The 20,230-nt window shown below is 69.5% G+C and carries 18 protein-coding genes and 1 pseudogene; 12 read left to right on the top strand and 7 right to left on the bottom strand.

What is annotated here, in order from left to right; translation table 11 throughout:
- Positions 1 to 16: 16 nt before the first annotated feature.
- Together ACFY0I_RS21575 and ACFY0I_RS21570 are read right to left on the bottom strand one after the other, a co-directional pair.
- Positions 17 to 526: a GNAT family N-acetyltransferase gene (locus ACFY0I_RS21575; protein ID WP_388898097.1), complete on the bottom strand. Its 510-nt coding sequence runs from the start codon at positions 524 to 526 to the stop codon at positions 17 to 19.
- A 572-nt stretch (positions 527 to 1,098) separates the two neighbouring features.
- Positions 1,099 to 1,992, bottom strand: coding sequence for a LysR substrate-binding domain-containing protein (locus tag ACFY0I_RS21570; protein WP_388898094.1), 894 nt, complete (start codon positions 1,990 to 1,992; stop codon positions 1,099 to 1,101).
- A 130-nt stretch (positions 1,993 to 2,122) separates the two neighbouring features.
- On the opposite strand from ACFY0I_RS21570, the gene ACFY0I_RS21565 reads away from it, so the two are divergent.
- The 7 genes from ACFY0I_RS21565 to ACFY0I_RS21535 all read left to right on the top strand — a co-directional run bounded on the left by ACFY0I_RS21565 (position 2,123) and on the right by ACFY0I_RS21535 (position 9,814).
- Positions 2,123 to 2,470 carry a hypothetical protein gene (locus ACFY0I_RS21565; RefSeq protein WP_388898091.1) on the top strand — a complete coding sequence of 116 codons (348 nt, stop codon included), beginning with the start codon at positions 2,123 to 2,125 and terminating at the stop codon, positions 2,468 to 2,470.
- 123 nt (positions 2,471 to 2,593) lie between these two features.
- Positions 2,594 to 3,457: an alpha/beta fold hydrolase gene (locus tag ACFY0I_RS21560; protein WP_388898089.1), complete on the top strand. Its 864-nt coding sequence runs from the start codon at positions 2,594 to 2,596 to the stop codon at positions 3,455 to 3,457.
- Between the two features lie 388 nt (positions 3,458 to 3,845).
- A complete protein-coding gene (locus tag ACFY0I_RS21555) occupies positions 3,846 to 4,706 on the top strand; it encodes an ABC transporter ATP-binding protein (protein ID WP_388898086.1) in 861 nt (286 codons plus the stop codon).
- On the top strand, positions 4,706 to 6,661 hold the full coding sequence (locus ACFY0I_RS21550) for an ABC transporter permease (RefSeq protein ID WP_388898084.1): 1,956 nt from the start codon (positions 4,706 to 4,708) through the stop codon (positions 6,659 to 6,661). The genes ACFY0I_RS21555 and ACFY0I_RS21550 overlap by 1 nt, the downstream gene beginning before the upstream one ends.
- A gap of 746 nt (positions 6,662 to 7,407) precedes the next feature.
- Positions 7,408 to 7,842: a VOC family protein gene (locus tag ACFY0I_RS21545; RefSeq protein WP_388898081.1), complete on the top strand. Its 435-nt coding sequence runs from the start codon at positions 7,408 to 7,410 to the stop codon at positions 7,840 to 7,842.
- A 188-nt stretch (positions 7,843 to 8,030) separates the two neighbouring features.
- Positions 8,031 to 9,032, top strand: coding sequence for an ATP-binding cassette domain-containing protein (locus tag ACFY0I_RS21540; protein ID WP_388898078.1), 1,002 nt, complete (start codon positions 8,031 to 8,033; stop codon positions 9,030 to 9,032).
- On the top strand, positions 9,029 to 9,814 hold the full coding sequence (locus ACFY0I_RS21535) for an ABC transporter permease (protein ID WP_388898076.1): 786 nt from the start codon (positions 9,029 to 9,031) through the stop codon (positions 9,812 to 9,814). The genes ACFY0I_RS21540 and ACFY0I_RS21535 overlap by 4 nt, the downstream gene beginning before the upstream one ends.
- A 99-nt stretch (positions 9,815 to 9,913) precedes the next feature.
- On the opposite strand, the gene ACFY0I_RS21530 is transcribed toward ACFY0I_RS21535, so the two are convergent.
- Entirely contained in the window at positions 9,914 to 10,801 is an 888-nt protein-coding gene (locus ACFY0I_RS21530; RefSeq protein WP_388898073.1) for a LysR family transcriptional regulator, read from the bottom strand.
- 373 nt (positions 10,802 to 11,174) lie between these two features.
- Between ACFY0I_RS21530 and ACFY0I_RS21525 the strand changes: the two are divergent.
- Positions 11,175 to 11,297 (top strand): annotated as a pseudogene (locus ACFY0I_RS21525) (ATP-binding cassette domain-containing protein); the annotation flags it as partial.
- Positions 11,298 to 11,477: 180 nt separating this feature from the next.
- The gene (locus tag ACFY0I_RS21520; protein WP_388898463.1) at positions 11,478 to 11,846 is read left to right on the top strand and encodes a nuclear transport factor 2 family protein; all 369 of its coding nucleotides are present in this window, start codon (positions 11,478 to 11,480) and stop codon (positions 11,844 to 11,846) included.
- A gap of 1,491 nt (positions 11,847 to 13,337) precedes the next feature.
- On the opposite strand, the gene ACFY0I_RS21515 is transcribed toward ACFY0I_RS21520, so the two are convergent.
- The 4 genes from ACFY0I_RS21515 to ACFY0I_RS21500 form a co-directional block, all read right to left on the bottom strand.
- Positions 13,338 to 13,679 carry a hypothetical protein gene (locus ACFY0I_RS21515; protein ID WP_388898070.1) on the bottom strand — a complete coding sequence of 114 codons (342 nt, stop codon included), beginning with the start codon at positions 13,677 to 13,679 and terminating at the stop codon, positions 13,338 to 13,340.
- A gap of 60 nt (positions 13,680 to 13,739) precedes the next feature.
- Entirely contained in the window at positions 13,740 to 14,105 is a 366-nt protein-coding gene (locus tag ACFY0I_RS21510; protein ID WP_388898067.1) for a hypothetical protein, read from the bottom strand.
- 197 nt (positions 14,106 to 14,302) lie between these two features.
- The gene (locus ACFY0I_RS21505; protein WP_388898064.1) at positions 14,303 to 15,289 is read right to left on the bottom strand and encodes an oxidoreductase; all 987 of its coding nucleotides are present in this window, start codon (positions 15,287 to 15,289) and stop codon (positions 14,303 to 14,305) included.
- A 248-nt stretch (positions 15,290 to 15,537) separates the two neighbouring features.
- A complete protein-coding gene (locus ACFY0I_RS21500; RefSeq protein ID WP_388898062.1) occupies positions 15,538 to 16,821 on the bottom strand; it encodes an FAD-dependent monooxygenase in 1,284 nt (427 codons plus the stop codon).
- A gap of 180 nt (positions 16,822 to 17,001) precedes the next feature.
- Between ACFY0I_RS21500 and ACFY0I_RS21495 the strand changes: the two genes are divergently transcribed.
- The 3 genes from ACFY0I_RS21495 (at position 17,002) to ACFY0I_RS21485 (ending at position 19,793) form a co-directional block, all read left to right on the top strand.
- Positions 17,002 to 17,925 (top strand): LysR family transcriptional regulator, encoded by a 924-nt coding sequence (locus ACFY0I_RS21495; protein WP_388898060.1) that lies wholly within the window; start codon positions 17,002 to 17,004, stop codon positions 17,923 to 17,925.
- A 260-nt stretch (positions 17,926 to 18,185) separates the two neighbouring features.
- Positions 18,186 to 18,548, top strand: a complete 363-nt coding sequence (locus ACFY0I_RS21490; RefSeq protein WP_388898057.1) for a hypothetical protein — start codon at positions 18,186 to 18,188, stop codon at positions 18,546 to 18,548.
- A 552-nt stretch (positions 18,549 to 19,100) separates the two neighbouring features.
- A complete protein-coding gene (locus ACFY0I_RS21485; RefSeq protein WP_388898056.1) occupies positions 19,101 to 19,793 on the top strand; it encodes an alpha/beta fold hydrolase in 693 nt (230 codons plus the stop codon).
- Positions 19,794 to 20,230: the final 437 nt, after the last annotated feature.

The following is a 20,230-nucleotide window of genomic DNA, read 5'->3' as shown; positions in this document are numbered from 1 at the left end:
TGCGCACCTCGGCTGTCTACACGGGTGTGGTGATGGGCCAGCTGTATTCCAGCTCGGGCAGCTCGAAGCCCTGATCGAACTGGCAGACACGTTCATCGGTACGGGCGGCCCCGTACCGCTCGTAGAAGGCGATGGCGCGGGTGTTGGCGCGGAGCACTTCCAGGTAGACCACCTTTCTCGGGTGCTCGTCGGCTGCCCACGCCAGCGCATGGCTCAGTAGTCGGCCGCCGATCCCCGACCCGGTGCGGCCAGGTCTGGCGTGGAGGTTGTCCAGCAATACACGATCGTCAGGTCGCGGCACCACGTACGCGAACCCGTCGATGCCGCTCGCCGTCTCCACCACGAACAGAGCGGCCCCCGGGAGAGGATCGTCCAGTCGCCCGGCCCAGAGCTCCAGACGATCTTCCAGGAGGGGGCCGTCCAAGAAGTCGGCGGGCATGATTCCCGCATACGCCGTACGCCAACTCTCGGCATGCAGTGCTGCAATGTCGGCGGCGTCATTCCGGCCACCCAGTCTGATTTCCATGAGGAACAGCCTCATCCATGACCAAGCAGAGACGCCATGTCCGGGCAGGTGAAACGGCTAACAACGGCATGGAGGACGCTGTGCAGGTCGGCCCTCTTGCGGCGCCAGGGTCGTTGCGAGTCCGCGCCGACCCGGGCGTGCGGGTCACAACCGGTGTCCAAGGCGCTCCGGGCGGTACGACCGGATCGCACCGCGGCCCCGGTACGCCACGGCGTACCGGGGCCGCGTCATGTCCGACACGCCCGCCCGCCTCGGTTGACCGCCCCTGCGGTGATTGCGTCGGGGTTGAGTGTGCGGGTCACCAAAGGGCGGACGATCTGCGTCAGGGCGGCCCTCCAGGCGGCGTGACCGAATCCGTCACCCCCCAACCCTGCACCAGACCCGCCCGTGAACCACCTGGTTTGGGGGAGTGGTTCCCATGGCTCCGCGATGGATCCATCCGGCTTGGGCCAAACGCGCCGGCTGGCACCGCGGAGCAGATGCGCTCCGCCCGCACTACTTCCGCGGTGCCGGAAGACAAAGGACAAGCTGAGACGCCGCCCCTGCCCCCGCTGGAGGCGGGTACGGGCCGGTCAGAGGCGCAGGACGCCGAGGTCGCGGACGGTGTCGGCGAGTGCGCGGATGAGGTCGTTCTCGAACTCCGTGCGCCAGACCAGGGCGAAGTGCATGGTGGCCATGTCGGGGAGCGGGAGCCACCGAATGTTCTGCATACCCCAGTGCCTGGTGACGTGGCTGGGAAAGGTGTGGACGATGTCGCCCATGCCGACGTGACTGATCAGCTCGTCGGCGTTGTCGGAAGCTGCTGAGCGGATGCGCTCGATGGTCCGGCCTCGCGGGGTGTGGAAGGGCAGGTAACTGTCCTCCCAGTAGTCCGGCAGACCATGCGCCGTGCCGTGCGGGAACTCGGCGAGCCGTTCCAGTGGAACGGAGTCCAGGCCCGCGAGCCGGTGGTCGGCGGCCACCGCGAGGATCCGGGAGTCGGCGCACAGGGTGGGTCCGACGGTGAAGTCGGGTTCTTCCACTGGTAGCCAGACGACGATGACGTCCATGGCGCCGCTGCGCAGTTGGCCGAACACATCGGTGAAGGTTGCCTGACGGAGCTGGAGCCCCCAGTGCGGGTGTCGTTGGCGGAACGCCTTCCAGTAGGGGTGCAGGTCAGCGACGTTGAAGGGCATCAGGCTGACGCGGAGCCGGGCGGTGATGCCCCGGGCGGCGAACTGAGCGCGTTCCAGCGACTCGTGCAGGCCTGCGTAGACCGGTTGCAGGTCGTCGCGGAGCTGTCGTCCGACGTCGGTCAGGCGTACCGTGCGGCTGGTGCGAGAGAAGAGCTCGGCACCGATGCGTCGTTCTTGTTTCTTGATCGCCTGGCTCACACGTGCCTGGGAGACGTGTAGCCGTTGCGCCGTCCGGCCGAAGTGGAGTTCTTCCGCCAGCGCAAGGAAGATTTCAATGTCGCGCAGTTCCACCGGCCCCCCGGCCTCCGTCGATGTCCCAGCAGCGGTCGAACCGCGTGGAATGCTTGATTGTACGGTTCTGCGAGTCAGCTGAGTCGTCCCCCATCAGGCCCGGGCTCTGAGCTTGTCCTGCCTTCCACGTGTGGAACCGGACCGGCTCAGGCTGGTTCTGTGGCTCGCTCTGGGCGGCGGCCTCGGTGGCCGGGACCGCCACGCGGAGGCCCTGACCGAGGTGGAGCGCGCCGACGTGCCGCGTCGCACCTTGTTCCAGAAACACCGCCGGCCGGCGACCGGCAGTGTCGAGCCGGCCGCAGTTGCTGGTCTCTTCGGACTGGGCCGCGGCGCCGAGGCCCGGCCGCGGGCCGCGGCCGCGTTCGACGCCTGTCCGGCCGCCGTCGGCTCGGATCACCGCCGCATCGGCAAGGCCGAGGCCCTGCGAAGCAGGAAAACGTACGGGCCCACCGGGGCGTGGCCCACGGCCACTCGGTGACCGGCTCCGCTCCCGCCCGTACCGCATGACCTTGGAGGTAATCGACCGCCCCGGTGGCACGAGGTCAGGATGGGTGTCGCGCCGGACAGCCGCTGACAGCCATTCCCTGAAGGGACCCTTGCCATGCCGTACTTCGAGTCTGCCACCGACCGCACCCGCCTCCATTTCGTTGACTACGGGCCCTCGGACGGCCCCGTCATCGTCTTCGTCAACAGCTCGTACTTCGGTACCGAGATGTGGGAGTACCAGATGCTGCCTCTGGCGGCCGAAGGTTTCCGCTGCGTGGGCTTCGACCGCAGGGGGCACGGCAGGTCCGAGGACGTCTGGGGCGGCTTCGACCTCAACACCCTCGCCGGGGACCTGGGCTCGCTCCTCGACCATCTGGATCTGCGCGACGTCACCTTGGTCGGTCATTCAATGGGCACGCTCGAGGTGGTCCGCTACCTGACCCTTCGCGGTGCCGGCCTGGTGGCCCGGGTCGCCCTCGTCGGTGCGATGGCCCCGGGGCCGGCCCGTTCTGAGGACCACCCGGGAGGACTGGACCCGGACCTGATTCGCGGATTCAACGAGACCTTCCGGCAGGACCGGGCGAAGTTCTTCTCCGACGGGGCCGACGCGTTCTTCGCCCGACACCTGCCCGGGCCGCAGGTGTCGGACGCATACGTGGCGTACATGGTGGAGCGCTGCCTCGGGGCAACGGCGCGCGCCGCCAACGCCTTGGGGGACATCCTCCCCTCCCTGAACCTCGTCCCGGAACTGGTGAACATCGACTGCCCGGTCCTGGTCATCCACGGATCGGACGACGTCTCAGCCCCCCTGGCCCTCACGGGCCGCCGCGCGGCCGACCTGATCCCGGGGGCGGAGCTGCACGTGTACGAGCACGCGGGTCACGGGCTGTTCGCGACCCACGCGGACCGCCTCAACGACGACCTGCGCGCCTTCGCCTTCGCCCCCCGTACGACGGTTGAGCCCACGCCCGTCCGGTAGTGCGTGGGCTTCCGCCCCGCCCTGCGACCGGGACCGTTCAACTGGACGGTGTCGCCGCAGACCGTGACCTCCGAAGCATTGCCCTCCTCATCCGCGACCGGCGACACGGACCTCCGTCGGCAGTCACGAAACTCGGCCGGGCCTGCGGCCTGACACTCGCCCAGCGGCTCGAAGGACCGGACGTCGTGGGCTTCGATGACATGCGCCGGCTCCGGACTCTCCTCTCCCGAGCCTGACCATTCGACGTCCGCCCCTCACTTGCTCCTCGGTGGGGGAGGCCTCCTGGTCGCCTCCGAGCTGCCGACAGCCCACGACGGACACCTCGCGGCAGCGCCGCTCCCGTAGCGGCAAGCTCCCCGATTCGAGATCAGTTGAGAGGTTTTGAAGAATGCATGACAGTCAGCTGGTCAGGCTCGAACAGGTCAGCCGCCATTTCGCGGCTGGATCGGCAGGGCAGGTGCGCGCCCTCGACGAGATCTCGGTGGCCTTCGAACAGGGCACCTTCACCGCGGTGATGGGCCCCTCGGGCTCGGGCAAGAGCACCCTCCTGCAGTGCGCGGCGGGTCTCGACCGCCCCGACGCGGGACGCGTCGTCCTGGACGGCGTCGATCTGGGGACCCTGCGCGAGAAGGCCCTCACCGAGCTGCGCCGAGAGCGGATCGGCTTCGTCTTTCAGGCGTTCAACCTGCTCGGCGCGCTCAGCGCCGAACAGAACGTGGGACTGCCGCTGCGGCTGGCGGGCCGCCGCCCCGATCAGGCCGAGGTACGGACGGCGTTGGACAGGGTCGGGCTCGGCGGGCGCGCCGGGCACCTGCCCTCTCAGATGTCGGGCGGCCAGCAGCAGCGCGTGGCCATTGCCCGGGCCCTGATCACCCGGCCGAAGGTGCTGTTCGCCGACGAGCCGACCGGGGCCCTGGACAGCAGCTCCAGCAAGACCGTCCTCAAGCTGCTGCGCGGCTTGGTCGACGAGCAGGGCCAGACCACGATCATGGTCACCCATGACCCGGTGGCCGCCTCCTACGCGGACCGCGTTCTTTTCCTCGTCGACGGCCGCGTCGCCGACGAGATGCACCGCCCGACGACCGGGCGGGTGGCTGAGAACATGGCGCGGCTTGAGGCCGCCCCGGACACCGACCCCGGCGACCGGAAGGCCGGTCCCGACGGAGCCGCGGAAGCCGGTCCGAACGGAGCCGCGGACGCCGGTACGAGGCCCGCCCCGGCAGCGGCCCGGTTCGACGGTGGCCACTGATGGCCGTCACCCCCCTGCTGCCCGTGGCCATTGCCACCCTGCGCCACCGGCGGCTCGGCTTCGTCGGTTCCTTCGTGGCGCTCACCCTGGGCGTCGCCCTGATCGCCGGGACGGGGCTACTCGTCAGCACCTCGACGGGGCTGCAGAGCGACGACCCGTCGGCGCCGTCGCTGAAGAAGCTGCTCACCTTCATGGCAGGCATGTCCGGATTCGTGTCCGTGTTCGTCGTCGCCTCGACGTTTGCGTTCGCGGTCGCGGGGCGGCGCCGGGAGACAGCCCTGCTGCGGGCGGTCGGTGCGACCCCGCGCCAGGTACGGATGCTCGTGCTCGGCGAGGCGGTGGTCGTCTCACTGGCCGCGTCGGTCTGCGGGGCGCTGCTGGGTACAGCCGTGGCCCCGCTGTTCGCCCGCTGGCTGGTGGCGCGGGGCGCGGCGCCCGAGGGCTTCACCGTTCAGATCAGCGCAGGGCCGGTGCTGGTCGCCGTTGCCGTCGAAGTGGCGGTGGCGGTGGTCGGCGCCTACGCGGCAGCCCGTCGGGCCGGCCGCGTGCGGCCGGTGGAGGCGCTCGGCGACGCGGCGGTCGACGGGCGGGTGATGACGCTCGGCCGCTGGCTGTGGGCTGTCGGCTACCTGTTGGTGTTCTCGACCGTGCTGGTCCTGTTCACGACGATGCCGCCGGGCATGGACCGGGACCCGCAGCTGCGCGATCCGCAGAACTTGCCCGTCTGGACGTTGCTGATCGACGTCATGGCCATCGTGGCGGTGGCCCTGTTCGCGCCGGTGCTGGTACCCGCGCTGGTGCGGGTGCTGACCCTGCCGGCCTCGGGCGCGGTGGGCCTGCTGGCCCGGCAGAACGCCCTGGTGGCGGTGCGGCGCACGATCTCCACGGCCACTCCGATGTTCCTGGTGATAGCCCTGACCGGCACGGTGATCGGCTCCACGCTGACCTTCGGGGTCGCGCGGACCGTCCAGTCGCGTGCGGCACTACGGGCCGAGTACGTCGTCGAACCCGACGGCGGGTCCGCTCTGACCCCGGACACCGTGGAGCGACTGCGCGCCCTGCCCGCGGTCGGCTCAACCACGGTACGTACGACCTGGCTCAACGGCCTCGCCGGCGGTTCGGGATCCGGGGACGGGGCCTCGGGCACGATCACGGCGACCGCGGTCGACGGAGACGCCGCCGCCACCTGGGCACTCTCCACCGAAGCAGGCTCGCTGGACGCCCTACGAGGTTCCTCCGTAGCCGTGTCGACTTCACTGGCCCGGGCCCATGGCTGGCAGGTCGGCGACCGGCTGCACACCGCCCTGGACGACGGCACTCCCCTCACGGTCGAGGTGGTCGCCTTGGTCAATACGCCGCTGAACCTGGCCGAGGTGCTCCTGCCGTACGGGGCCGTGGCCGGGCATCTCGGCGGCGACCCCGGTCCCACCGCCGCCTTCCTCACCCCCGCGGCGGGAGCCACGGCGCCGACCGCGATCCCCGGGGCCGTGATCGCCGCGACGGCCGCGTGGGGCGGGCACGACGACCCCCGGTCCCGCTCCGACTGGATCGCAATGATCGCCATCCTGGGGCCGGCCCTGCTGTACGCCCTGATCGCGATCGTCAACACGATGATGATGTCCACTGGCGACCGGCTGCGGGACTTCTCCATCCTGCGCCTCACCGGCGGCAACGACCGTCAAGTGCTCTCCATGGTGGGGGCCGAGGCGCTGCTGACGGCCGTAACCGCGACGGCCCTGGCGCTGCTGGTCACCACCGGCACCCAGGTCGCGACCCTGCTGCTGATCAGAAACAGGATCCTGGAGTCAGGCCCCGCGCTCACCCTGAGCCTGCCCTGGACCGCGATCGGCGCCGCCGCCGTCGCCGGGCTCGCGCTCGCGCTGGTCTCCAGTCTGGTGCCTGCCCGGATCGCGCTGCGCGCGCGGGCCCTGGAGTCGGCTGCCGTCCGTCAGTGACGCCTCCCGTACGACGGTGTGCGCACCCACCCGGGTACCACGGCTCTCGGTCGCGGCACAGGGCTTGGAGCGGACAAGGACGGAGAGGAGGAGGTGGCACCGTTGCGGGGGATTGGGTGCGTGTTCGGGGAGCCGGGGGCGGGGAAGACGGGGGCGGTGCAGCAGGCGCTGCATCTGCTGCTTGGTCGGGTGCCGGGTGCCGGGTGCCGGGTGCCGGGTTCCGGGTGCCGGGTGGCGGGCGGTGGCCGGGGTGAAGCCGGGTCTGCCGCAGATGCGGGCGTCGTTGCTGGAGGAGCTGGGGCTGGCAGCGGGTCCTTTGCCTCATCGTGGGCAGCCGGCTGTCCAGGCCCGCGGGGAGGTGCTGCGCCAGCCCGGGGTGCTGTTCCCTGACGACGCGCAACGCTTGCCTTCCCCGCTGCTGGATTGCCCGGAACATCCGGTACCGACCGGCGCCGGTGCGGTCGGGTCGAGGGCCTGAGGACGGCATCGTGATGCGGGGCGCCCGCCTGTCCCACGGGACGGGCGGGCGCCCCGCGTGCTGCCCAACCCGCGGGCCACTTCGGTCGATACCTCGCGTGACGAGTGCCGGTGCGGCCGTGCGGGCAGTTCGCGATATGCGCTCCGGCGGCCGCCGCCAAGGGCAGCGCCGTCTCCTGCGGCGCAGTGCCCCCCGCCCCCGTATTGATAACCGCTGTGTTAACTGTCGTTGCAAGATGAGACGTTGATCGAACGCCTCCGTCGCCCTGATGCTGTTCCTGTCGGAAAACCGGCCACAGGGAGGAGACCAGAACGTGAATATCACCGGGTCGGCGGTGCTGTTGACCGTTGACGATCCGCCTGCATCGAGTCTCTTCTTCACGACCCATCTGGGTTTCCGGGAGGTCCTGGTGTCTGAGGAGGCCATCCACCTCTCACGCGACGACGCGGCCACCGACCTCGTCGTACTGCAGTCCGAAGCCGAACCGCACGCGCCTTGGCGACAGCCGGACTCGCGCCGAGAAGTGCTGGTGTCCTTCACCGTCACCGGTCTGGCCGCCGAGTACGAGCGCCTGCGGCGGGACGGCGCACGGATCGCCACGCCACTTCGCCAGGAACCCTGGGGGGAGTGGACGCTACGGCTCGCCGATCCCAACGGGGTCGTGATCCAGCTTGTGGAGTGGGTCCCACCTGCGGGCGCCTGACGAATCCTCATCGCCCGCACCCGCACCCGCACCCGCACCCGCACCGGCACCCGCACCCGCGCCGTGGGCCACAGCGTTACGGGCGCCCGCACGCACCGAGTGCCCTCGTCTTCCCACCCCGTGCCACACGGGACTGCACACCATTGAGCCGCGAACGAGAGAAGCAAATGATCGCCTCTTCATCTGTCATGCCCACGTCGAATATCGGCGGGAGTCCACAGCCGACCGCCGCCGTCTCCGTCGTCGGTTTGCGCAAGTCGTACGGTGACAAGACGGTGCTTGACGGCATTGACCTGCGCATTCCGGCCGGGTCGGTGTTCGCTCTGCTCGGGCCGAACGGCGCCGGCAAGACCACCACCGTCCAAATCCTCTCCACGCTCATCACTGCTGACGGAGGGCAGGCCCAGGTCGCCGGCCACGACCTGATCGCAGACCCGCAGGCCGTCCGGGCCGCGATCGGTGTCACGGGGCAGTTCTCCGCCGTCGACGCCCTGATCACCGGGGAGGAGAACATGCTCCTCATGGCGGACCTGCACCACCTGTCCAAGCGTGAGGGGCGCCGTGTCGCGGCAGAGCTCTTGGAGCGTTTCGACCTCACGGAGGCCGCGAAGAAACCGGCCTCGACCTACTCCGGGGGCATGAAGCGCCGTCTCGACATCGCCATGACCCTGGTCGGTGATCCGCGCATCATCTTCCTTGACGAGCCGACCACCGGCCTCGACCCCAGGGCCCGGCACAACATGTGGCAGATCATCCGCGAGCTGGTCACAGGCGGCGTCACCGTGTTCCTCACCACCCAGTACCTGGAGGAGGCCGACCAACTCGCCGACCGCATCGCCGTCCTCAGCGATGGCAGGATCGCGGCCGAGGGGACGGCCGAGGAACTCAAGCGGCTGGTCCCCGGCGGGCACGTCCGGCTCCGCTTCTCCGTCCCGTCCGCCTACCAGTTCGCAGCAGCCACCCTGCGCGAGGCCACCAGGGACAACACCGGGATGACGCTCCAGATCCCCAGCGACGGCAGCCAGCGCGAACTCCGCTCCATCCTGGACCGGCTGGACTCCGCCGGCATCGCGGCCGACGAGCTGACCGTCCACACCCCCGACCTCGACGATGTCTTCTTCGCCCTCACCGGCACGGCCACCGCTGCGAACATCAGCTCGCTCGACCAGACGAAGGAAACCGCCCGATGAGCTCCCTCTCCCTCGCCGCCCGCGATTCGGCCACGATGCTGCGCCGCAACCTGCTGCACGCCAGACGTTACCCCTCCCTGACCCTGAACCTGCTCCTCACGCCGGTCATGCTGTTGCTGCTGTTCGTCTACATCTTCGGCGGCACGATGAGTGCGGGCATCGGCGGCGGGAGCCGTGACGCCTACGTCGCCTACATCGTCCCCGGCATCCTGCTGATGACCATCGGCTCCACCGTCGTGGGCACGGCGGTGTCCGTCGCCGGCGACATGAGCGAGGGCATCATCGCGCGCTTCCGCACCATGCCGATCCACCGGGGCTCCGTGCTCTTCGGACATGTCGTCGGCAGTGTGCTGCAGGCGGTCGCCAGCGTCGTCCTCGTCGGCGCCGTAGGTGTCGCCATGGGTTTCCGCTCCACGGACGCCACCGTCCTGGAGTGGCTCGGGGCCCTCGGGCTGCTCACGCTGTTCGCCCTGGCCTTCACCTGGATCGCGGTGGGGATGGGCATGGCCAGTCCCAACGCGGAGGCGGCCAGCAACAGTGCGATGCCGCTGATCCTGCTGCCCCTCATCTCCAGTGCCTTCGTCCCGACCGAGGCGATGCCGGGCTGGTTCCAGCCCATCGCCGACTACCAGCCTTTCACCCCGGCCATCGAAACCCTGCGTGGCCTCCTCCTCGGCACCGAGATCGGCAACAACGGATGGATCGCCGTCGCCTGGTGCATCGGCCTGACGCTCCTGGGCCACCGGTGGTCGCAGGCCCAGTTCAACCGTGACCCCAAGTAGCCGACGCACGCGCCCCGGCCGCACACCGTGGCCCGCCCCGACCGGGGCGGCGTACACCCCCACGCCACCGCCGTCGTATGCCGCCCCCACGCGGGTTGCTCAGAAGCTGAGCACTCCGAGGTCGCGGACGGTGTCCGCGAGAGCGCGTACGGGATCGGTCTCCGCTTCGGTCCGCCAGATCAGGGCGTAGGACAGGGCGGGCAGCCCGGAGACGGGTACCCATCCGATGTTCGACATGCCCCAGTACTGGGTGACGTGGCTGGGGAAGGCATGGATGATCTCCCTCATCGTGACCAGGTTGATCAGCTCGTCGGGGCTGGTCACTATTTGGGACCGTTCGATCGTCCGTCCTCGTGGGGTGTGAAAGGGCAGGTAGTGGTCCTCCCAGTAGTCGGGCAGGTCCGGAGCCGTGGCGTGTGCGAAGTCGGCGAAGTCCTCCACTGCCACCGTTGATCGCCCGGCGAGATCATGGCCCGCGGGCACGGCGAGCAGCCGTGTGTCGGTGCACAGGATCGGGCCGGTCGTGAGGTCGGGTTCTTCCACAGGCAGCCAGGTGATCAGAACGTCCATGTCTCCGGCGCGGAGCCGGCCGAACGGGTCGAGGAACGGGACCGGGCGGATCTGGAGTTCCCACTGGGGATGGCGGGAGCGGAAGGCCTGCCAGTAGTGGTGCATGGCGGTGACGTTGAACGGCATCATCGCGACGCGAAGCCGGGAGGTGACCCCCCGAGCGGACATCCGCGCCCGTTCGAGGGAGTCCTGAAGGTCGCCGTAGATCGGCTGCAGGTCATCCCGGAGCTGTCGGCCGATCTCGGTCAGACGCACAGTTCGGCTCGTCCGTTCGAAGAGAGCGGCTCCGATACGCCGCTCCTGCTTCTTCACCGCCTGGCTGACGCGTGCTTGGGAAACGTGCAGGCGCGCGGCCGTGCGGCCGAAGTGCAACTCCTCGGCCAGAACCAGGAAGACCTCGATGTCCCGCAGCTCCACTCGTCCCCCGTGCCTGGCATGGATAACCCCTCGGCTACCGCGTGGTGTGAACGTACATGTTGATCAAGGCAGAGACGAGCATCGGGTATCAGGGCCCCCCGAGCTGCTCCACACATCACCGTTGCCGAGGCTGCTACCGGAACAGTCGCGCTGCGTACCGAGACCGGCGACCTGCCGATCGCCGCCGCCGACGTCTCGGCCTCCATGGACGCGGCTACTTCCCACGATCGGATCCGCAACGCCCTGAAGAACACTGATGGATTCCCCGACCTGACCATTCACGCAAGCACGTCCCACGGCGGAATCACCGCCCGCAGCCTGCGACTCTCCGCCATCCAGGACGGTTCGTAGCCATTCAAGGAGCAGCACCCACATGACCGGCCTGGCGATTTCGGCGCACAACCTGCGCAAGTCCTACGCCGACGGCATCGACCTGACGGTCCCCGCCGGCACCGTGGTCGCATTGCTCGGCTCGAACGGGGCCGGCAAGGCCACTGTCGTCAAGACCCCGTCGACTCCCGGGCACCTTGCTCGCCTGGACAGGAGCCGATCCCCTCCGGCCATGAAACCAGTGGCGGAACAAGACCCCCGGGATGCTGCCGGCTCCGTCCGGCCCCCGGATTCTGTGCTGCTTCCTGCGGCATTTCTACCGATTGCTAGTAAAAGGAGCCGACTCATGAGCGACCTGACCAACACCGTCGCCCAGTACCTGGACCTCTGGAACGAGGCCGACGCCGACCGTCGCGCCGCCGGCATCACCGACCTGTTCACCCCTGAGGCCCCCTACATCGATCCGCTCGTCGCGGTCGAGGGCCACGCGGCCATCGCGGCCGTCCTCGCGGGCGCTCGCGAGCAGTTCCAGGGCCTCTCCTTCGAACTGCACGGAAACATTGACACCCACCACAACATCGCCCGCTTCCAGTGGGCCCTGGTGACCGGCCCGGGCGCCGAGCCCATCGCCATCGGCTTCGACGTCCTCGTCACCGACGGCGCCGGCAGGATCACGGGCGTCTACGGCTTCCTGGACAAGATGCCCGCCGCCTGATCCCCGCCGTTGGACCCTCACCCCTACTGCGAGGCACGTCCATGACACCGGGGTCGGGACGCGCACAGCGTCCCGACCCCGGCGCAGTGCCCCGTACCGTGCGTGGAAACGCCACCGTCGACGCCGGGCAGGCCCAGGTCGGCGACCACGACCCGGGCTCACCGCGCCGGCGCTCCTCCTGGCAATGCTGTTCTGCCTCAGCTACGGCTTGGTTGGCCTGTTCACGCACGACTTGGCGTAGGGGCAGCCACTGCCGACCGCAGGTCTGGTTGTTTTCCGAGATCCTCATCAATGGAGGGTGACCGCCGAGATCCCCCGGAGGCAGGCGAGCCGGCTGGGTCGACAGGCAGGCCGGAGCCCGGGCGGAGTGGACTTCACCAGCCGGTGAGGACCGGGCACGTGGTGGGTGGGCTGCGACCGTGAGAAGAGGCGATCGACCACGGTCACAGCCCGGCGGCAGAGGACACCCCTGCCGGTTTCACCAGCGTGCCGGCCCCGCCCTGGATCCGCAGCGTTGAGTCGGCGCCGCGCAGGCGCAACGACCCCAACAGCCCAGCCAAGCCTCTCGCGGAACCATCCGACGAAGAATGCCCCGGAACGGCGAGCTGCCCCCGCGCAGGGATCACCCTCACGGCCTCCGGACCGAAGTGCCGGCAGAAGATGGGCTGATGGAGTGGTGTTGACCGCCGGCCGGGCGCAAAGTGGCTCCGAATCCCTCACTGATCCCGCCTCAAGGCTGGACGGCGTCACGAGCCGTACCTCCCTGAGGGATGAACATGCGTACGCGCAGCACCGTCCTTGCCGCCTACGCCGTCCTCGCCGCTCTCTGCGCCGCCCCTGCCCCTGCGGCCACCGGCGCCGACACCCCGCGTCCCAGGACTCGGCCCGCGATGGAACACGAGAGCATGCGGGCCGTAGGCGTGACGTCGGATCAGCGCCTGGTGGAGTTCGAGGCGGTCGGTCGGACCGCACCGATCGGCCGCATCTCCGGGCTCGGCGGTTACACCAAGCTCATGGGGATCGACTTCAGGGTCCAAAAACGAGGGCTTCGCGACCATCGACGCCGGCACCGGATACGGCTTGTACGAGGTCGACGTCCTGACCGGCAAGGCCACCGGACAGGGCAAGTTCCGCGCACGGCAGCAGGTCACCGACATCGCCATGCCCCTCAACCACAACCAAAGCAGTACGTTTCACTCGGGTCGGGGCTGCTTGGGGGCGGCCCCGACCCGGGCCAATGGGTGCGGGCCCGGCCGTACCCGGCGACCCTGGAAGCGAGCGCGCAGCAGCCGCAGCCGCCCTCCTACCTTTGGTGCCTCGTCACTTGTACGGAGCATCAGGAGCCGTCCGGGCGTAGGTGTCCAGCCCGGCGGTGTGGCGACAGGTGAGCGGTCGGGGTGGCGGCACGGCGCGGGCGATGATGCTTGCCGGAGTGGTTCGGGCGGTTCGCCTTCCCGGTGCGGCGCTGGGTGGGGATCAGGGTGCCGTCGATCAGCACGACTTCCCCGCCTCGCCGGGCTGTCTGGCGAAGCGCCCGGTCCAGGCGTGGGGCTTTCGCGGGAGCAGGCCGATCATCTCGTCGCGCCGGCGCCGCTGGGTGGACTCGGGCACGCCGCTGCCGTCAGCCAGGTCCAGCAGCCGCTGGTCGTGTCGCAGCATCGCCAGCAGGAGCACCGCGATCCGGCCGGGCAGCAGCGACCTGAACGGGGAGCGGACCGCCCTCAGGCGGGAACGCAGCAGGTCAGCGAGGTAGACGATGATGCTCGTGGACAGGTTGAGCTTGCGCCGGTGGACAAGTGGGACGCCCTCGGTCGACGCGTTGGTTTTGGGCACAGCATCTCAACGGCCGCCGAGGGTAACGCGGTTACGCCCCGCAGTCCGCCGCGTCGCAGGTCACAGACGCGTGGTGAACTTGCCGTCCGGGAGTTTGCGCAGCCAGCCCCGCCCGGCGAGCTTGGACAGCTTCCCGCGCAACGGCTCCAGCTTGCCCCGCGCCGCGACCTCCAGCCCCAACTCCTCGCCGACCTGCTTGGTCGACACCGCTCCGCCCGCACCCCGCACGATGCCGAGGATGCGCTGGTAGTCCGGCGGTAGTGCGTCCTCGGCCACGGCGGGCCCGCGGTGCGGGACCAGCAGCACCGCGTGGCCCGCGACCTGCGCCGTTGGTAGCGCAGCCGTTTCCGTCTCCGCAGCGAACTGCTCGGCCATCCGCTTCCGTACCCGTTCCGCGACGGCGAGTTCGTCCCGCTCTGCCCGCACCTGGTCGACCTGCTTGACCAGCTGGTCTTCCGGTTCGTCCAGTTCCTTCGTCCAGTTCCGCGCGTCGCGCCGCGATCCATTCTGAGATCTCGGACTCCACCACGAACCGGATCGTAGGCGGCACCGGGCCGACGACGGGGTGGAACCGGCGAAACCGCCCCGGCCCGCCCCGTGGGCGGCGGGTGCTTCGTGTATCGCTACTTCAGTGTCTGCAGGAGTTCCCGCTCGCGCTCCGTGCTCAGCCCGGCACGTCGGGGCCGCTCAAGTCCCTGCTCGCGTTCCCAGCGCAAGGTTGCCTCCAGCAGTTGCGCTCGGGGCCTGTGCCGCAGACCGGTTGCGGTCGCCGCGGTGCCGTTGCGGGCTCCGAACCCGGCCCACTCCGGGTCGGCCACCCACAGTGCGAGCGATTCGGGCCCCATCGCCTGGACCACCTTCTGCTCGAGCAGCCAGTCGTCTTCCGCTTCCACCACCGGCCCAGTGTGTCCGCCGATCTCCCGCGACAGCGTGATCCACTCCGAAAGCGGCACGGCCGGCCCGACCGCGTTGTATGTCCCGGCCGTCCCCTTCTCCGCGCAGTCGAGCAGCCAGGCAGCAAGGTCCTGTGCGTCGATCACTTGCGTCGAAACATCCGAAGATGCCGGTACCAGCAGGGGGGACTGCGGCGCGCGGGCCGCGCGAGCGACCCAGTACCCGGATCGACCACTGTGATCGCCCGGTCCACCGATCAGTCCTGGCCGCGCCACAAGGAGCCGATCTCCCAGTACGGCGGCCGCGGCTTCCTCGCAGGCGACCTTGGCCTGCCCGAACTCGTCGTGGCCCACCGCCTCTCGCTCCGTGGCGGTAAGCAACCGCGCCGATTCATCAGCGCCCGGCTGGGCGTGCGAGGCATAGGCGCTGACCGACGACACGTACGCCCAGTGTCCCGCCCGCTCGGACAGAGCCCGCAGCGCACCGCGGACGAACCCCGGCTGCCATGACACCTCCACGACGGCATCCCAGTCCTGCCCGCTGACTCCTTCGTACGCCGCCGCATCATGCCGGTCCGCGGCGATCAAGACCGCGCCCTTGGCCGCGGCGCCGCTCTCCCCCCGTGCCAGACACGTCACCTGATGCCCACGTTCCACCGCCTGCCGCGAAATCTCGCGGCCGACCCACGCTGTTCCACCCAAAACCAAGATCTTCATCAACTCACTGAAACACGCGGCATGAGCCTGGGTGCACTTGCTTCGCCGAGGGCGTAGTGGTCATCACGCCACCCAGCTCCTGCGCGCCCTGCGCGTCCTGACCAACCTCGAACGCCGGGCAGGCTTTCGGAAGAGCCGGGGTGCTGGTGCCCGAGGTCTCGGGCAGTTGTTTCGACATCAGTCGTGTCGGATGACGGTGACTGCGCAGCGGCTCCTCGAATCGACATCGGGTCGCCTCACCGATCAAGTCATTCCACATCGGCTGCGACGGCAGGGACGGTCCAGGACGAGTGGGTGTTGACCTGGGAGACTGTCGCCCGGCCCAGTCTCTTGTACCGGGTTGAGATTTTCTCCGCCTGACCGGAGTGCAGTGCGTTGCCGGGCTCTTCGGCGAGCGTGATGATTCTTTCCGGTCCCAGGTTGCGGTTGGCGAGCACGACCGCGTTGACGGCGGGCCGACGCATCCGGTCGTAGCGGTGGAGCGCGGCCACGGGGTTGTCGTCCCGGGTCAGGCACCAGGCCAGGACCCGGGTGTCCACGATGGACTGCGAGCCTCCGTTCATGCCCATGGGGAACATCGGGTGTGCGGCGTCGCCGAGCAGGGTGATTCGTCCGAAGCTCCAGCGAGGCAGGGGATCGCGGTCGATCATCGGGTACTCGAGGATCGCCGGGGAGCGGTCGGCGAGCCCCGCGAGGTCGATCCAGGGCAGGTCCCACGACGAGAGTGCGGCGCGGGCCTCCGCCGCTGTGACGCGACGGCCGGGACCACCCGGCGGCGGACCGGACGGCCCGTGCCGTACCTCCAGGACCCAGTTCATCAGGGCATCGCCGCCAGCGGTGGAGGGGTCCGCGATCGGGTAGGCGACGAACTTCGCGCCGGGGGTGCCCCCGGCCACCACGATCGACCGGCCACCCAGGATGTGAGGGTGGTGCGCGACCCCACGCCACATGTGGACGCCGTTCTCCTTCGGGAGGGGCTCGTCCGGGTAGAGCTGGGAGCGAACCACCGAGTCGATGCCGTCGGCGCCGACCAGTACGTCGGCTTCCTCGACTACGGGCAGACCACTCGAACGGTCCATGAAATGGGCGCGGACGCCGTCCGGGGTTTGCTCGAAGCGCTGGAACCGAAGGCCGGTACGGACCGCGCCGGGCCCCAGCCGCTCGCGTACCGCCGTCAGCAGCAGCATCTGCAGACGGCCGCGGTGAACGGAGTACTGCGGCCAGTGATATCCGGCCCCGCGCCCCAGCGGCTCCACCCAGACCAATTCGCCCAGCCGGGTCCGGTAGTCAAGCCGTTGCGGGGGCAGTGCGATCGACGCCAGCTCCCCCTCCAGCCCGAGCTCGAAGAGCTCCCGGACGGCGTGCGGCAGCAGGTTGATCCCCACGCCGACCGCTGCGACCGTTCGAGCCGCTTCGTATACCCGCGGCTCGAAGCCCGCGGCCTGCAGGCTCAGAGCACAGGCCAGCCCCGCGATCCCGCCACCGACGATGCACACCCTCATGCGCCTGTACTCGCCCTTCACCGGAGCCACGGGTACGACCTACACCCTGCCATCAGCCTCGCGTCGCCGGTGGCGCACGTCCAATACACAGTGGTGATGGCAGCCGTCACGATCGCTGATCGCAGAGGCGATCGACCGACGCCAGGCAAAAGCCGGGCGGTGACCGCAACAACCAGAGCTTCCAGCAGCGGAGTTGGTAGCTTCTCCATCATGGAGCTCCGCACACTCGAATACTTCGTCGCGGTGGCGGAGGAGCGGTCGTTCACCAAGGCGGCGGCCCGCTGCCATGTCGTGCAGCCCGCGATCAGTCAGCAGATCCAGGCCCTGGAGAAGGAACTGGGCGAGCCCTTGTTCGAGCGGCTGCCGCGACAGGTGGTTCTCACCTCCGGGGGCGCGGCCCTGCTCCCGCACGCCCGGGCCTGTCTGGCCGCGGCAGCGTCCGCCGTCCTGGAGTTCGCCGACCGGTCGGGCCTCCTCAGCGGCACATTCGTCCTGGGGACCGTCGGAGGTCTGGAAGGCACCACCGTTCCACGGCTGTTGGGGGAGTACCACCGACGCTACCCCCGGGTCGCGGTGAGCCTCACCGGGGCATCGAGCCCGCTACTGCTGACCAAGGTCCGCGACGGCCGGATCGACGCCGCCGTGGTCGCCGGACCGCCGGAAGGCGCGCTCGACGCCGTCGCGTCACGAGTGCTCCTCGAGGACCAGATCGTCGCGGTTCTTCCCGCCGGAGGCCGGCCCGCGAACCGCCCGATGCCCCTGGAAGAGGCCGCCCGGAACCCACTCGTCAGCTACGGCCCCGACAGTGGAGTGCACGCGTACATTCGCGAGGCCTTCTCCGCCGAGGGCCTGCGGCTGGACATCGCCTACGCGACGAACGACGTCGCCCTCCAGTTGGCACTGGTCGCCGAGCGGATCGGCATCGCCCTGACCTCCCAGGCGAGTCCGGTCCTCGGACGGGACCCGCGGTTCGTCGTCGTGCCGCTGGAGCCCGCCATCCGGTTGCGGAAGACGTTCGTCTGGCGAGGAGGCAGGCCCAGTGCGCCCCTGCGGGCCTTTCTCGACTTGTGGACGGAACTGTCCGACCGGCCACCGGGCGAGGGGGCCGGCCCCAGGACCGCCATGGACGGGTGACGCCGGCGGGGTCGACGCATGCCCCGTGAACGCTGGAGCGAACAGCCCCCCACTCCTGTCGGCCAGATGAATCAACTTGAAGAGGAAGCCCGAACTGAGGGACAAATCTTCGTCCTTTCAGGGGTGTTGCCTGTCCGCCATCCCCATGAAACTCTTTCACCGCTTGCAGCAACCTCTTGCAAGGCGTCACGGTACGGCTCGCATCCGGCCACGGCCCACATGACTCCACGGCCGGGGCCCCTGAAGTGAAGGCGGAACCCATGTCGTTTTTGAGGAACAGCAAGAAGCGCCTGGCCGCGGCGGGCGTCTTGGGTGCCTTGGTCGCGACGACAGGCGTCATGGCCAGTGCCGCCCCGGCCGCCGCGCTCGGCGGCGTCTTCATCTACGCCAACCCCAACTACTCGATCCCCGTGTACCCCGGCGGCGCGCCCGTGCAGGTCGCGGAGCTCACAGGGCCGGCGAAGGACACCACCTCCTCCATCGGCAACAGCACGAACCTCTCCATGTGCTTCTACGAGCACAAGAACTACGGCGGCCTTGAATTCAGGATCGGCCCCGGCGAGTGGTGGGCCACGGTCCCCGGGTGGATCAACGACAAGATCTCCTCCTACCGGCCCTGCTGACCGAAGGCCATCCGCCCAGCACACCGGCCCGAACGCGCCACCACTCCGGGATCCGTCACGGCCGCGAGCGCGCCCGCCCTCCGAGGAGGTGAATTCGGACCCGGGCGGAACAGCGGACACGCCACGGGCCTCGGACGCGCAGACCGGCCGGCGTTGTTCCCGGCCTGGAGGTGGCGACCATGGTGGCACCGCCGCGAATCCCAATCGACCTGCAGGTCCGGCCCAGGGCCGCGCATCATTTCGCACAGCCCGGGCTGATGGGCCGATCGGGCGAACCAAGGGTTCCGTTCCTGCGCCAGTTCGGCCCACTGAGCCTTCCGGACCGAGAGTATGCCCGGACGTCGCAGCCATGGGAGACCGTCAGATGCTGACGGGGCCGACGTCGCCTTCCGGGCCCGGTCGGGCGAAGCGCTGAACCGGCTCGGACGGGTACGAGGCCCGGCTTTCCCGGGCCTCGGCAACCACGCAGTGCACAAAGTGCGAAAATCCCGCACCCGGATCTGTACCCGAACGGGTCGCACTGGTCGGGCCCGCAGAAAACCTCGAGGACTGATGACCGAGGCCGCAGCACCTGGAAACGTCGTGCTCGTCCACGGAGGATTCGTGGACGGCTCCGGCTGGCAGGGCGTCCACGACGTCCTGAAGGCCGACGGCTGCAACGTGGCCGTCGTGCAGCACCCCACCCTCTCCCTCGACGGCGACGTCGCCGCCACCCAGCAGATCATCGACAAGCTGGAGGGGCCGGTCACCCTGGTCGGCCACTCCTACGGCGGCGTCGTGATCACCGAAGCGGGCAACCACCCGAAGGTGACCTCCCTCGTCTACATCGCAGCGTTCGCCCCCGACAAGGGAGAGTCGGTCGCCACCCTCATCGCCGACCCGCCCCCCGGCGCCCCCGTCCCGCCGATCCTGCCGCCCGACAAGGGCTTCCTCTTCCTGGACCGGGACAAGTTCGCCGACTCGTTCGCCGGCGACCTGCCCCGCGCCCAGGCCGAGTTCATGGCCGACTCACAGCTGCCCTGGGGCATCGACGCCCTGGCCGGCACGGTCTCCCAACCCGCCTGGCGGACCAAACCGTCCTGGTACCTGATCGCCACCGACGATCGCATGATCCCGCCGCCGGCCCAGCACGCGATGTCCCAGCGGATCAGTGCGCAGACTGTGGAGGTCGCCGGAAGCCACTCCGTCTACGTCTCCCGACCCGACGCCGTAGCCGACCTCATCCGCCAGGCAGCCCGAAGCTGAACCACCGTGTCCGGAGCCACCCGCCCGACCCGGGCGGCCCCGGACACCTACACCGCGCGTGCGGCAGCCACGGAACCCCCGTCGAACCAATCCGCGAGACTGCCGCTACGTCGCCGCTTCGTCTTGGCCCTGACGCGACGACAGGGTTTCTACTGAAACCCGGACGGGCCAGGGAGAACACCGCTCCGGCCGAGAAGACGCCGACGGAAGAGGACATTGCTCCTCGTGTGCCGTCCGTACCGCCGTTTCCATCACCCTGAGGTCGAGAAGGGTGTGTGTTTCCACCAGCCGCCCGATGACATGACGGACGACGAGGTCGTCCTCGGAATCCGCCACCATGCACCTCACCCGTTTCCGCCGGAGCCACCTGACCTCAGGTTCGCGGTGCGGACCTGACCCCGGAAGCCGATCTTGCGCCCTTCCGTGTGACCGGACCT

The sequence above is a fragment of the Streptomyces sp. NPDC001568 genome (genome assembly GCF_042893755.1).
Lineage (GTDB): Bacteria > Actinomycetota > Actinomycetes > Streptomycetales > Streptomycetaceae > Streptomyces.
Note: the sequence above shows the minus strand (reverse complement) of the source record. Positions and strands in the feature narration are given on the sequence as shown.

Coding starts and splice junctions, on each gene's coding strand:
- ACFY0I_RS21550 (WP_388898084.1), top strand. CDS start 4,706: ATGGCCGTCACCCCCCTGCTGCCCGTGGCCATTGCCACCCTGCGCCAC.
- ACFY0I_RS21555 (WP_388898086.1), top strand. CDS start 3,846: ATGCATGACAGTCAGCTGGTCAGGCTCGAACAGGTCAGCCGCCATTTC.
- ACFY0I_RS21485 (WP_388898056.1), top strand. CDS start 19,101: ATGACCGAGGCCGCAGCACCTGGAAACGTCGTGCTCGTCCACGGAGGA.
- ACFY0I_RS21505 (WP_388898064.1), bottom strand. CDS start 15,289: ATGAAGATCTTGGTTTTGGGTGGAACAGCGTGGGTCGGCCGCGAGATT.
- ACFY0I_RS21560 (WP_388898089.1), top strand. CDS start 2,594: ATGCCGTACTTCGAGTCTGCCACCGACCGCACCCGCCTCCATTTCGTT.
- ACFY0I_RS21540 (WP_388898078.1), top strand. CDS start 8,031: ATGCCCACGTCGAATATCGGCGGGAGTCCACAGCCGACCGCCGCCGTC.
- ACFY0I_RS21545 (WP_388898081.1), top strand. CDS start 7,408: ATGCTGTTCCTGTCGGAAAACCGGCCACAGGGAGGAGACCAGAACGTG.
- ACFY0I_RS21495 (WP_388898060.1), top strand. CDS start 17,002: ATGGAGCTCCGCACACTCGAATACTTCGTCGCGGTGGCGGAGGAGCGG.
- ACFY0I_RS21535 (WP_388898076.1), top strand. CDS start 9,029: ATGAGCTCCCTCTCCCTCGCCGCCCGCGATTCGGCCACGATGCTGCGC.
- ACFY0I_RS21490 (WP_388898057.1), top strand. CDS start 18,186: ATGTCGTTTTTGAGGAACAGCAAGAAGCGCCTGGCCGCGGCGGGCGTC.
- ACFY0I_RS21520 (WP_388898463.1), top strand. CDS start 11,478: ATGAGCGACCTGACCAACACCGTCGCCCAGTACCTGGACCTCTGGAAC.
- ACFY0I_RS21575 (WP_388898097.1), bottom strand. CDS start 526: ATGGAAATCAGACTGGGTGGCCGGAATGACGCCGCCGACATTGCAGCA.